Here is a 13,625-nt window from a genome sequence, read left to right on the forward strand (position 1 = left end):
TCACCAGCCCGAGGCGGTGTAGACGACGGCGCGGGCCGGGCGGTCGCCCCAGGCGAGTTCCCGGAGCAGGGCCGCGGTGCCCTCGTCGGGGTCGATCAGCCGCACCCCGCGGCGGGCGTACTCACGGCCCAGTTCCTCACCGACCATGCCGCTGTGGATGCCGGAGGGCGCCCAGGGACCCCAGTGGACGGTGAGTGCGCGATGGCCGGTGCGCTCGGCCCAGTCGGCGCCGAGGCGTTCCAGGGCGTCGTTGGCGGCGGCGTAGTCGGCCTGGCCGCGGTTGCCGAGGACGGCGGCGATGCTGCCGAACAGCACCGTGAACCCCGGTCCGCCCGGCAGGTCCTCCAGTGCGCTGAGCAGGGCGGCGGCCCCGGCCGTCTTCGTGCCGTACACGCGCCGGAAGGAGTCGGGGCTCTTCTCGGCGATCAGCCGGTCCTCGATCACCCCGGCGGCGAAGACGACTCCGTCGAGCCGGCCGTGCTCGGCGTGGATCTCCTTGACGGCCTGCAGCGCGGCGTCCCGCTCGCGGAAGTCGACCGAGCGGTAGCGGGCCTCGCTGCCGAGCGCGGCGAGTTCCGCGAGGGTGGCGGCGATCTCCCGCTGGGCGAGGACGAGTTCGGCCGCCCGGTTGACCTCCGCCGGTCTGAGCGAGCCGTTCGCGGCGAGAGCGGCGCGCAGTTCGACGGCGGTGCGGGCGGCGGCGATCTCCGGGGTCTCGGGCGCGGTGGGCGCGGGCGTGCGGCCGACCAGCTCGACCCGACAGCGGCTCGCTGCGGCCAGCGCGACGGCGAACCTCGCCGTGATGCCCCGGGCCCCGCCGACCATCAGCACCACGGAGTCCCGGTCCAGGCCGAGCGCGGCGGCCTCAGCAGCGCCGTCCCCGGCGGGTCCCGCGCCGGTGCTGCCGAGCGGGCCCAGGGGCGCGGGCATCAGTTCGAGGCCGTGCCGCTGCCCGGTGGCCGTACGCAGGACGACGGGGGCCGGCTCCGGCGCGAGCATCTCGGCGAGCAGGGCGTCGGCGACGGCCGCGGGTGCTGTGTCGGGGACGGTGACGATCCGGGCGAGGGTGTCGGGGTACTCCCGGGCGACGGTGCGGAAGAGGCCGTGGAGACCGGCCGACCGGGTCGCCGCCTCGCCGTCGGCCGGCTGCACGGCCAGCAGGCTGCGCGGTGCGCGGGCCAGGGCCGCCTGCAGCACGGGGAAGGCCTCGGGCAGCACCGGAAGCTCAGGGCCGGGGAGCGCGCCCAGGTACAGGACGCCGTCGACCCTGCCGTCGGCCTCGCCGAGGAGGTGGGCCTGGTCGACGGTCACCGTGTCGGCGCCGTGCGCCCGGAGCCGTGCCGCGACCTCGGCCGCCGCTCCCCCGCCGTCGCCGAGGAGCACGAACCGGGTGCCTGAGAGGGTGGCGGCGGGGTCGGCCGCGGGGTGCGGAAGAGACACCGGGCGCAGCTCGCAGCGCTTCGGTGCTTCGCCGAGGGCCGTCTGCTCCTGCGGGGCCGCCGGTCCCTGGTCGACCGCTGCGGTGGGCTCCAGATCAACCCCGGCGCCCCCGCCGACCCGCGCCATCAGCCAGGCCGTCACCGACGCCGCCGTACGCGCCTTGGCCAGCTCCTCCAGCTCCGCGTCGTCCAGGATCTCCGCTCCGCCCGCGATCCCCAGGCGTCTGGCGAGTTCGCCCGCTATCTCGGCCCGCTTGATCGAGTCGATGCTCAGATCCGCCTCCAGGTCGAGATCGGGCTCGATCATGTCGACGGGGTAACCGGTGCGCTCGCTGATGATCTCCAGGACCACGCGCTCGACGTCACGCTCGGGCTCGGCGGGTTCGGCGGCTTCGGGCAACGGCACTGCGGCAGCGGGAAGTTGGGCTGGTTCTGGGAGCACTGCCTGCGGTATCGGTGCGGGGGCGGCGGGTGCCTGCGGGGTCGCTCCGGGCGTGGCGCCGAAGTAGGTGAGCAGCACATCGCGCTGGGCGGCGATCATCTCCCGGCTGGTGCGCAGGAATTCGGAGATCAGCGCGTCCTGGCCGGCCGGGGCACCGTACTGCGGGTTCGTCGTCACAGTCGTCTCCACGACTCGTCGGGCCGGTGCGAGGGCACCGGGGAGGAGTGCTCCGTCGGCGGTGCGGACGAGGTGTCCGTCGACCGTCCAGCCGGGCCGCCGCGGCGCCGGCGTCCGGAGCGCATCGACGGCGTCGCGGCCCCGGAAGAGCCAGGCGGTGCGCACCGGCAGCCCCGCGAGGGCCAGTTGGGCGAGGGCGTCGAGCCAGCCGGGCAGGCCGCTGTCGGCGCGGGGCTCGCAGGCGACGGTGCGATGCGGACGGTCGCCGAGGATCCGGCCGACGAGTCGGGTGAGGACCGTGCCGGGGCCCGCCTCCACGAAGATCCGCGCTCCCGCCTCGTACATCGCCTCGATCTGGGCGGCGAAGGCGACCGGCGCGCCGATCTGTGCGGCGAGTTCGCCGCGTACGGCGTCGGCGTCGTGCGGGTACGGGGCTGCGGTGCGGTTGGCCCAGACGGGGAACTCCGGGGCTCGTACGGCCTTGTCCGCGAGCACCTTGGCGAACCGCTCCCCGGCGGCGGCCACCACCGGACTGTGGAAGGCACAGGCGACCGGGATGGGACGTACCCCGAGGCCCGCCTCGCGCAACAGGCCCACGGCGGCCTCGACTTCGGCCGTGGGGCCCGAGATCACCGACTGATCGGGCGAGTTGTGATTGGCGACGACGACCGACTCGGGCGCCCCGGCGGCGCGCAGTGCGCGTGCGACGTCCTCGGCACCGGCTCCGACGGCGGCCATGGTGCCGGGTTCGTCGCCCGCGGCCGCCAGGATCGCGCTCGCACGCTCGGTGCTCAGCTCCAGCAGGGTCTCCGGGTCGAGGGCTCCGGCGGCGCTCAGCGCGACCAGTTCACCGTAGCTGTGTCCGGCCGCGAGGTCCGGCTGGACACCAGCCGCGGTGAGGAAGGCGTGGGCGGCGAGGCCGGTGATGCCGAGCGCGGGCTGCGCCGCCCGGGTGTCGGTGAGATCGGCCCGGCGGCGCTCGCGGGCGGCCTCGTCGAAGGCGGCGGGCGGGTACAGGGCGTCGGCGTGGGCGCGGCCGAGGTGCAGGTAGTGGCGCAGCTCGGGCAGGGCGACCAGCAGGTCGGCGAGCATGCCGGGCCGCTGGCTGCCCTGACCGGGGAAGAGGAAGGCGACCTTGGCCTCGCCCTCGCCCTCGGCCTCGACGGGGCTGCCGGCCGCCGGACCGTGCTCCGCGGCGAGGACGCGTCTCAACTGCCCGATCAGGTCGTCGACATCGCGGGCCACGACCGCTGCCCGCACGGGTTCGTGGGAGGTGTCGGCGCGCCGGGCGGCGGCGAGGGCGAGGTCGCGCAGGCGCCAGGGGCGGCCGTCGGACTTGGCGGCCCGCAGGATCTCCTCGACGTCCCGGTGGGCCGCCGCCGCGTTCTTCCCGCGGAACAGGAACAGCTCGGCGGGCCAGGCGTCCAGGGTCTGCTGCGGCGCTAGGGCGCCATCGTAAGCCCCCACCACCACATGGAAGTTGGTTCCGCCGAAGCCGAACGCGCTGACTCCGGCGAGCCGTTCCGCCGCCGGGGCCGCCCAGGGCTGGGCGCGGGTGTGGAAGGCGAAGGGGCTCTCCTCCTCCGACCAGGCCGGGTTGGGCCGGTCCAGGTGGAGGGTGGGCGGCTTGACGCCGGTGTAGAGGGCGAGGGTGGTCTTGATCAGGCCCGCGAGTCCGGCGGCGCACTTGGTGTGCCCGATCTGCGACTTGACCGAGCCGAGCGCGCAGGTACCGGTTTCGGCGCCGGCCTCGGCGAACACCTCGCCGAGTACGGTGAGTTCGGTGCGGTCACCAACGACCGTGCCGGTGCCGTGCGCCTCGACCAGGCCGACCTCGGCGGGCGAGACGCCGGCGTTGCGGTAGGCGCGCAGCAGCGCGGCCCGCTGCCCTTCGGGGCGGGGTGCGGTCAGGCCGAGGGAGCGGCCGTCGCTGGCTGAGCCGAGGCCCTTGATCACACCGTAGACACGGTCGCCGTCGCGCTCGGCGTCCGCCAGCCGCTTGAGGACCACGCATGCCACGCCCTCGCCGAGGGCGATGCCATCGGCGGAGCCGTCGAAGGCGCGGGAGCGGCCGGTCGGCGAGAGGGCGTGCACCGAGGAGAACAGGACGAAGTCGTTGATGCCGTTGTGCAGGTCGGCCCCGCCGCACAGCACGACGTCGCTGCCGCCGGAGACGAGTTCCTTGCAGGCCACGTCGAGCGCTGCGAGGGAGGAGGCGCAGGCCGCGTCGACGGTGTAGTTGGCGCCGCCGAGGTCCAGCCGGTTCGCTATGCGGCCGGAGATGACGTTGGCGAGCATGCCGGGGAAGGAGTCCTCGGTCAGCCGGGGCAGCTGATCCTCCAGACCGTCCGGGACCTTGCCGTAGTACGACGGGAGGACGGCGCGCAGGGTGGCCGCACTGGACAGGTCGCTGCCCGCCTCCGCGCCGAAGACGACGGAGGTGCGCGAGCGGTCGAACGTCCGACCCCCGTGGCCGTATCCGGCGTCGTCCAGGGCCCTGCGGGCGGCCTCCAGGGACAGCAGTTGGACCGGCTCGATGCTGCCGAGGGAGGCGGGCGGGATGCCGTAGCCCAGCGGGTCGAAGGGGATGCGGGGCAGGAAGCCGCCCCACTTGGACGCCGTGCTGCCGGCCTCGTGGTGCACGGCCGGGTCCCACCGGTCGGCCGGGACCTCGGTGACGGCGTCGTGTCCGGCGACGATGTTGGCCCAGAAGGTGGCCAGGTCGGGGGCCTCAGGGAACATGCAGGCCATGCCGACGACGGCGACGTCGAGCGGGGCGGGGGGCGCGGGTTCGCAGGCTCGCGAACGGGCGGGGCGGGGGGCGCGGGCGGCGAGGAGGTCGGCGGCGCCGTCGGTGACGGCGTGATGCAGCTCCGCGAGGGTGGTGGTCGCCGAGCGCAGGACGGCGACCTCGCCGGCCATGAACATCCCGTCGCTGAGCTGCCGTTCCTCTTCGACACGAGTCAACTCGCCCTGGTCCGAGCGCTCGACGCCCTTGCTCGCGATGCGTAACCGCCCTACGTTGAGCCGCTCCAGCGCCTCCCACACCTCCCGGTCGGGCCGACCGGACGCGCGTAGCTTGGCCTCGCGAGCGCGGTAGTCCGTGGTGAAGGGGCTGGGGACGCAGCGGGTGGCGTGGCCGGGTGCGGTCTCCAGCAGGGCGGTCGTGGTGGCGGTCAGCACCTGCCGTTGGAAGAGCGGCTGGATCGCGCCGTGCGCCACGGCCTCCTCGGTGAACAGGTAGGCGGTGCCCATGAGGACGCCGACGGCGGCGCCCCGGGCGGTGAGGGGTGCGGCCAGGGCGGCGGTCATCGCGGCGGACCGCTCGTCGTGGATCCCGCCCGCGAAGAACACCTCCAGCTGCCGCGCGGTTCCGGCATCGGCTTCGTCGCACAGGAAGTCTTCCAGTACGGCGAGTTGGGCCTCCCACAGCGGGAAGGAGGCGCGCGGTCCGACGTGCCCGCCGCACTCGGAGCCCTCGAACACGAACCGGCGCGCCCCGGCCTGCAGGAACTGCCGCAGAAGCCCCGGTGAGGGCACGTGCAGGTAGGTGCGGATCCCGGCCCGCTCCAGCGCCTCGGCCTGGGCGGGCCGTCCGCCCGCGATGATCGCGTGCGTGGGGCGCAGTTCCCGTACGGCTTCCAGCTGGGCGTTCCTGATGTCCTCGGGCGCGAAGCCGAGCACACCCACACCCCAGGACCGCCCGTCCAGCACGGCACGCGCCTCGGTCAGCATCGCCCGGGTCCGCTCACCGTCGGCGAGGGCCAGCGCCAGGAAGGGCAGCGCCCCGTCCGCGGCAACGGCGGCGGCGAAGCCCGCCTGATCACTCACCCGCGTCATGGGGCCCTGCGCGACAGGGAGCCGGGTACCGAGGGCACGGCTCATGGGGGAGCCGGGGCGCAGGGCACTGGCGGGGTCGTGGTCGACAGGCTGGGTCGAGTCGGCGTTGGGCGATCCGGTCGGGCGGCCGTCGAATGACTCGGTGGGGCCACCGCCGGCCAGTGCCGACACGCCGTCGGGCGCTGTCGAGCCATGGTCGGCTGAGCCGGCCGAACCACTGCCGGCCGACTCCGTCGGGGCACCGCCGGCCACTGCTGACCCACCGTCGACCGCTGCCGAGCCACCGTCTGCCGCTGCCGACCCACCGCCGGCCGCTGCCGAGCCACCGTCTGCCGCTGCCGACCCACCGCCGGCCGCTGCCGAGCCACCGTCTGCCGCTGCCGACCCACCGCCGGCTGACCCGGCCGACCCACCGCCGACCGACTCCGTCAAGCCACCGCCGACCGACATGGCCGACCCACCGTCTGCCGACCTCCCGGGCTCGGCACCCGCCCGCCTCGGCCCGCGGCCATCCGCGCCCTCAGCCTCCGCCGCCCCGACGACCTCCCGTATCGCCGCCCTCACCTCACGCACGGTCCGCCGTACATCCCCCCACCGCTCGGCGAACCGCGCGGCCAGGAAGCCGTCCTGGCCCACCGGCAGGAGTTGGCGGCGCAGGTCCCGCGCGCCGAGCAGGGGGGCGACCGCCTCGGCGTCGTCCGGGGGCGGAGGCGGGGCGTCCGGGCCGCGTCGGCGCAGTACCCGGTGCCCGGCGACGACCACGGTCTCGGAACCGTCCAGGGAGCGCAGCGCCGCCCGCACCGCCTCCGGCAGCCGCGACTCGGCCAGCAGGGCCAGTTGGCTGTCGAGGACGACACCGGCCGCCCCGCCGGCCACCGCGGCCGCGGCCGTACGTGGCCCGATGCCGCCACAGGCCCAGACCGGAACCTCCAACCCGCCCTCACCCAGCAGCTGTTGGAGCAGAACGAAGGTGCTCAGCCCGCCGATCCGGCCACCGCTCTCGGCGCCTCGCGCGATCAGCCCATGGGCCCCGGCACGCACCGCTTCCCGCGCCTGCGCCAGATCGGTGACCTCGGCCAACAACCGGTACCGCGCGGCCACTTCGCCCAGGTTCCAGGGCGCGTCCCGCGCGAGGACCACGGTGTCGGGGGCACCGCCGAGTTCGCCGGGGTCCAGCGCGCAGCGTCCGGTCACCCGTACGCCGAAGGGCCCTGGCGCCGCTCTGCTCAGCCGGTTCAACTCCTCGCGGGATCTTCGGTCGCCGTCGCCGAGGTCGAGGATGCCGAGCGCGCCGGCGGCGCAGGCGGCCACGGCCGGCCCGGCGTCGGGTTCTCCGAAGGGGGTGAGACACAGGATCAGGTCTTGGGCGCGCACGGGGGAGGTCATGATGCTCCGAAGAATCGGCCAGACAGCACGGTGGGGGGTGTGCGGCAGGACACTCTGGTGCGAGGCCACCGGAACCTAGCGAGGTGCTTACTGGCGGGTCAATAACGCCGCGTCCTTTTCCCGAGCAGTGGCATCGATTCGGCCAGCCCGCCGAATTCCCCCGCAAGCGCCGGAAATCCGAGCAATCCTCTTCCACCCATTGACCGTACGGCCTTCCCGACCCTCTCGACACACCCCTACAAGCCCGTCAAAGCGCCGGGCATATTCACCGTGGACTCACCGGGGGGCAACGTCACAGGACACGGGATCGGTTTCTGTAAATTCCGCATGACTTCCGCCCGGTGGCTCGATCCCGGTACGCACCCGAGCCGGGCGGCGAGTTGGCCGGAGGACGGCGGCGAGGGCCACCACGTGTCCGGGGTGGCCCTCCGATGTCAGCCGAGCAGCGAGCCGACCGCCGTCGGCGCGGGGACGAGGGTGCCCGCGACCGGGGAGACGAGCCGGCGCACCGGGTCCGCGGGAGAGGCGGATCCCGCCGCGCCGGGATCCTCGTGGGCGCCGACCTGGGCGATCCTGGTCTCGTACCCCGTCCCGGCCGGCTGGCGCTCCTGCCCCTGCCCCTGCCCCTGCCCCTGCCCCTGCCCCTGCCCACGCTCCTCACGCGGGGCGTCCTCGTCCGGCCGCCCGGGCGGCTGTTCGGCGGGCCCCTTCGAGGGTTCGCTCCGCCCGAGGTCAGGCGCCTCCGGCGGCGCACCCGCTCCCACCCCCTTCCTCGCCTCCGCCTCCGCCTCAAGGACCCACCGCTGCCCCTTCGAGCCGTCGCGGGCCGCGACCACCACCCGGGTCGGGGAGTCCCCTGAGTCCGGGGCGAGGGCGAGGGCGAGTCCCCCGGGCCGGCGGAGCAGGACCTCGCCCCGGACCGTGATGTCGTACGACACCTGTCCGGCGTGCACGACACAGCCGGACACGACGACGCCCCGCGTCCCCGGGTCGGCGGCCAGGCAGAGCGTGGGATCGGCGGCGCTGCGCAACAGTCCGTCGTCCTGGTACGACCACTGCTGCGACCCGGCGGAAGAACACTCCGCCAGCACGGCACCCGCACCCGCACCCGCCTCGGCGTTCCCCCCTCTCGCGTCCAGACAGAGCCCGGAGGCGAGGCTGCGCAGCCTGCCGTGGGTGACCTCGACCGGGTCGCCGGCCGAGGCGGCGGACGAGGAGACCGTGGAGGACCGCTCGCTGTCGGCGCCGGGGCGGGCGGAACTGCCCACCGGGGCACCCCAGGTGGCCCCGGGCGCCGGGACACCGTTGTCATCGGACCAGCCCTTGACCGCGAGCACCATGGCCAGCAGGGCGAGCGAGGTGAGACCGACGCCCACCGCCAGGGCCGTACGACGCCTGCCCTCGGGCAGCGCGCGACGTCTGCCGTCCGGGACTGTGCGGTGTCGGCCGCCCGGCGCCGGGTCCACCGCGTGCGGCGTGGGCGGCTTCTCCTCCAGGGCGCCGCGGCCCGGCCGGGAGTCGAGATAGCGGCGGGCGCCCCAGCCGAGCACGGTCTCGGCGAGCAGGACTTCCAGGCCGCCCTCGAAATGGCTGAGCTGTTCGGCGGCGTGCCGGCAGTGGCGGCAGGCCGCCAGATGCGCCTGTACATCCGGGAGCAGGGAGCCGCCGCGGCGAATGGGGACGTCCAGGAGGCGGTTGTGGAAGCGGCATTCCCTGGAGGGTGCGAGTTCACGGTGGGCGCGTACGCAGCCCGCCCGGAATTGCTCGCGGGCCTGCTCCAGGGCGGTCGCGGCGGTGGCCGTGTCCACCCCCGACAGACCAGCGGGTATGTTTATGGGCTCCGCCTCGACCTCGGTATGCCACAGAAGGCATTGGGAGGCGGCCGGCAGGGCCTGGAATGCGCGTTCTGCGAGTTGCCGCCTTTCGGGCGTGCCGGGCATTGTCGCGCGCAGACCACGGCCACCGGTGGTTTTGCGCAATTCCGGCATGACCACACAGGCGGCCTCGTCGGCGGCCCAGGTGCGGACGGTCTCACGGACGGCCACCAGCAGCTGCGGGCGCAGGGCGCCGCCGACCGCCCCGCTCGCGAGCCGGCCGAGTACCTGTTGGAAGGCGGCTGTGGCCACCAGTTGTGCCGTGGGCCCGGCGGCGGCCAGGCAGACGATCGCGTAGTCGCGGGTGGCCCGCCAGTGCCGGGCCAGGAGCAGGGCGACGGCGTGATGGCGGCCGCCACCCGGGCCGCCCAGAAGGGCGACGAGATCACGGTCGGACTCCCCCGGCAGCGAACCGGGGCGGGGCGGGAACGGCGGGCGTGGGGGGTAAGGGGACTGCACGGAACACCATTTCCTTTCCAGCCGCAGGGCGGCATCCGAAATGGCGCCCCGTCGGAAAGCAGTGCCTGATTGGTGCATACCTGAGGGGCCCGGCCTTGCCGTTCGGTTGCGGCCTTTGCCCCTCTCACAGGAAGGCTCACCTTCGCACACGAGCCTCACAGGAAACAAGAAGTTCGAATGACTCGGTTTCAAAGTCCGGGAAATGCACAACAGTTACCGACGGTATCAACACACCTCTCCGAGGCCGCGGTTGCATGACGGTCAACTTGTGCGCGCGGAAAGCCGGATGGCACACGAAATCTCCAACTTCCCGCCCGCCCCGCCGGCGGACACCCACAGCCGGTTCCCACGTTCTTCTCGGCGCGCTCTCATCCGCGTGCCCGAGCATGGCCGCATGATCGCCCCCCACTCCACAGCGCCCCCCCGCCTCGCCCCGCTCGGTACGCAAGGCGGTCGTCCCGGCCGCCGGGCTCGGCACCCGGTTCCTGCCCGCGACGAAGGCGACGCCGAAGGAGATGCTCCCCGTCGTCGACAAGCCGGCCATTCAGTACGTCGTCGAGGAGGCCGCGGCGGCCGGTCTCGACGACATCCTGATGGTCACCGGCCGGCACAAGCGCGCCATCGAGGACCACTTCGACAACGCCTTCGAGCTGGAGCAGGCCCTGGCGGCCAAGGGCGACACCGTGCGCCTGGACGCCGTACGCGATCCCGCGCGGCTGGCCGACATCCACCACATCCGTCAGGGCGACCCGCTCGGCCTCGGCCACGCCGTGCTGTGCGCCCGCCACCACGTCGGGAACCAGCCCTTCGCCGTCCTGCTCGGCGACGACCTGATCGACCCGCGCGAAACCCTGCTCAGCCGCATGCTGGACGTCCGCGACCGGTACGCGGGCACCGTGGTCGCGCTGATGGAGGTCGATCGGGCGCAGATCCATCTCTACGGCTGCGCGGCGGTGGAACTCACCGGCGAGGAGGGAGTCGTACGCGTCACCGGCCTGGTCGAGAAGCCGTCACCCGAGAAGGCGCCGAGCCGCTACGCGGTCATCGGCCGCTACGTCCTCGACCCCGCCGTCTTCGATGTCCTGGAACGCACCCCGCCGGGCCGCGGCGGCGAGATCCAGCTGACGGACGCCCTCCAGGAGCTGGCCGCGGGCGGCACGGTGCACGGGGTCGTCTTCGACGGCCTGCGCTACGACACCGGCGACAAGGCGGACTATCTGCGCACAGTGGTCCGCCTGGCCTGCGACCGCCCGGACCTGGGCCCCGAATTCAGGAGCTGGCTCCGGGAGTTCGTGGCGGGGCTGGACGACGGCGAGGCCGGCATCGGGAAGGGGCCCCGGGCGGCCTGAGAAAACACGCGGGGAGGGATCCACCCGGACCCCTCCCCCCATACACAAACCCTGCACGCCCTACAAGTCCCGCGTCAGTCCTTGTTGTTGGGGCGCAGCGTCCACACGACCTGCATCTCGCCCGTGACCGCTCCGTCCGCTCGGCGGATCTCGATCGTCACCGGGAACTCGGGCCGCTGCCCCGCGTCCAGCTCGGCCACGACCTCGGCGGCCGGGCGGCCCAGCTTCGCGGTCGCGGTGACGGCGCCCATCGCCAGCTTCTTGTAGGCGATCTCGGCCCGCACGGCGAGCGGCACGGCGCGCGAGAGCTGGTCGCCGAACGCGGCCAGCACGATGGCTCCGCTGGCCGACTCCCCGAGCGTGAACATCGCACCGGCGTGCGGCCCACCCACGTGGTTGTGGTAGTCACCCTGGTCCGGCAGGGACACCACGGCCTGCTCCGGAGAAGTCTCCAGGAACTCCAGGTTCAGCGTCCGGGCCATCGGCACGGTGGCGGCGAGCATGTCGCCGATCGACATCTGGTCTGCGCTCATGGCATCATGTTACTCACGAGTAGCAGACCTGACCAGTACCCCTGTGATCACCGCTGTATCGTTGCGGCCCATGTGGCCAGGGGAACAGCCGCCGGGAAGCGGCCAGCAGAACAACCCGTACCAGCAGCCCGGCTACCAGCAGCCCGGCCCGTATCAGCAGCCGAATCCGTACGCCGGGCAGCAGCAGCCCGCCCCGTGGGGACAGCCCCCGGCACCGCAGCCGGGCGGCGGCGGGCGCACCAAGCTGGTGGCGATCCTCGCGGCGGCTGCCGTGGTCGTCACGGCCGGTGTCACCGGGTTCCTGCTGCTGGGCGGCAAGAGCGACGACAAGGCCCAGCCCGACCCCACCACGTCCTCCCCCACCGCCACGAGCCCCTCGCCCACGGACAACCCACGCTCGGCGGACGACGTCCCGAAGCCGACGGTCGCCGGCTGGAAGGTCGTGGTGAACCCGGTCACCGGCATCGCCTTCGACGTCCCCGCCGACTGGCAGGTGCGCTCCAAGGACTGGATCACCTACGTCACCGAGGACTCCGACGAGAAGGTGCTGGTCGGCATGAAGGCCCCCGCCGTGCTGAAGGCCAAGTGGTGCGGCACGGACGAGGACAAGGACGGAAAGACCGACTACTCCTCGCTGGCGAACGTGGGTACGCGCGGGAACAAGGGCGCCAAGAACACCGCCGATGTCGCCCGCAATGACTCGGCGAACTGGGTCTACGGCTGGTACACGCAGCCGGACCGCAAGAAGGTCACGACCGGCCCGGTCACGTCGTTCACCACCGCGTCCGGCATCACGGGCAGCGTCGCCACCTCCCGGTCGTCCGGGATCGTGAAGCGGCACAAGTGCGACACCGACGGCAAGGCCACCACGTTCGCCTTCAAGGACAAGGACGGCGCCATGCTGTCGTGGTCGTTCTTCGGCGCCAAGGGCGTCTCGGAGGAGGTCCCGGACGCCACGGTCAGCAAGATCATGCGGACCGTGCGGCTGTACGACGAGCAGTCGCAGTCCTGATTCGGTACGTCCCTGACAAGGGCCGGTGACCGAATCGTGTCCCTGGGCACACTAGGGTTACTGGCCATGTGGCCAGGAGAGCAGCCGCCCGGGGGCGCGCAGAACCCGCAGAACAACCCGTACCAGCAGCCGGGTTACCAGCAGCCGAATCCGTATCAGCAGCCCGGCTACCAGCAGTACCCGCAGCAGGGTCAGCAGCCGAACGCGTATGGGCAGCAGCCGCAGTGGGGAGCGCCGGCTCCCGTCGGCGGCCCGCAGCCGCCGCAGAGCGGTGGCGGTGGCGGTGGCAACCGGACCAAGCTGGTCGCGATCGTCGCGGCAACGGCTGTCGTCGTAGCGGCCGGTGTCACCGCGTTCGTGGTTCTCGGCGGCTCCAAGAAGGACGAGGCCGGCAACGGCAAGGACAAGGGCAAGACCAGCCAGTCGCCGAAGACGGATCCCACGGCGAGCGCGTCCCCGACGGACGACGACCCACGCGGCAACGAGACCGAGAAGCCGACCGTCGCGGGCTGGAAGGTCGTCGTCAACCCCAAGTTCGGTACGGCGTTCGAGGTCCCGGCGAGCTGGGAGGTCGAGTCCCCGGACACCTCCGTCTTCATGGAGGACCACGCCGACAACGACAAGCTCATCACCTCCGTGTCCGGCCCGGCCGAGTACCAGTCGAAGTGGTGCTCGACCGACAGCAACAAGGACGGCAGGAGCGAGGACACCTCGCTGGCCGTCGCCGGCACCCGGGGCGAGAACGGCGCGAAGAGCCCGGCCGACGCCGCGGTCACACGGGTGCCGTGGTACGTCTACGGCGGCTACACCCAGCCCGACAAGAAGAGCATCACCTTCGACAAGAAGGCCACGCCCTACAAGACCGCGTCGGGCCTCCAGGGCGCCTACGCCTGGGCCCGCTCCGCGGGCAGCCCGCAGAAGGGCAAGTGCGCGAGCGACGGCAAGGCCCTGTCCTTCGCCTTCAAGAACTCGGCCGACGACATCGTGTCGTTCGACTTCTACGGCGCCAAGGGCGTGCACAACGAGGTCGACACCGCGACGATCATGAAGATCCTCAGCACGGTACGGCTGCACGGCGATCCGACGAACAGCGGCTGACAGCAGCTGACCGACG

The 13,625-nt window shown here is 73.2% G+C and carries 6 protein-coding genes; 3 read left to right on the forward strand and 3 right to left on the reverse strand.

The genetic code is table 11. From position 1 onward, the window contains the following. Together ACFY3C_RS39640 and ACFY3C_RS39645 are read right to left on the reverse strand one after the other, a co-directional pair. Positions 1-7,284, reverse strand: coding sequence for an SDR family NAD(P)-dependent oxidoreductase (locus ACFY3C_RS39640; protein ID WP_390774290.1), 7,284 nt, complete (start codon positions 7,282-7,284; stop codon positions 1-3). A 434-nt stretch (positions 7,285-7,718) separates the two neighbouring features. After that, a complete protein-coding gene (locus ACFY3C_RS39645; RefSeq protein WP_390774291.1) occupies positions 7,719-9,617 on the reverse strand; it encodes an RICIN domain-containing protein in 1,899 nt (632 codons plus the stop codon). A 485-nt stretch (positions 9,618-10,102) separates the two neighbouring features. Between ACFY3C_RS39645 and ACFY3C_RS39650 the strand changes: the two genes are divergently transcribed. Beyond that, on the forward strand, positions 10,103-10,966 hold the full coding sequence (locus ACFY3C_RS39650) for a UTP--glucose-1-phosphate uridylyltransferase (protein WP_390774332.1): 864 nt from the start codon (positions 10,103-10,105) through the stop codon (positions 10,964-10,966). 74 nt (positions 10,967-11,040) lie between these two features. Here the strand turns inward: ACFY3C_RS39650 and ACFY3C_RS39655 are convergent, their stop codons facing one another. Further along, positions 11,041-11,484 carry a DUF4442 domain-containing protein gene (locus ACFY3C_RS39655; RefSeq protein WP_386579857.1) on the reverse strand — a complete coding sequence of 148 codons (444 nt, stop codon included), beginning with the start codon at positions 11,482-11,484 and terminating at the stop codon, positions 11,041-11,043. Positions 11,485-11,569: 85 nt separating this feature from the next. Here ACFY3C_RS39655 and ACFY3C_RS39660 point away from each other — a divergent pair, with 85 nt between their 5' ends. After that, positions 11,570-12,511, forward strand: a complete 942-nt coding sequence (locus ACFY3C_RS39660) for a hypothetical protein (protein WP_390774292.1) — start codon at positions 11,570-11,572, stop codon at positions 12,509-12,511. 66 nt (positions 12,512-12,577) lie between these two features. After that, positions 12,578-13,609: a hypothetical protein gene (locus ACFY3C_RS39665; RefSeq protein WP_390774293.1), complete on the forward strand. Its 1,032-nt coding sequence runs from the start codon at positions 12,578-12,580 to the stop codon at positions 13,607-13,609. Positions 13,610-13,625 lie beyond the last annotated feature (16 nt).

Source organism: Streptomyces sp. NPDC001410 (assembly GCF_042895235.1).
Lineage (GTDB): Bacteria > Actinomycetota > Actinomycetes > Streptomycetales > Streptomycetaceae > Streptomyces.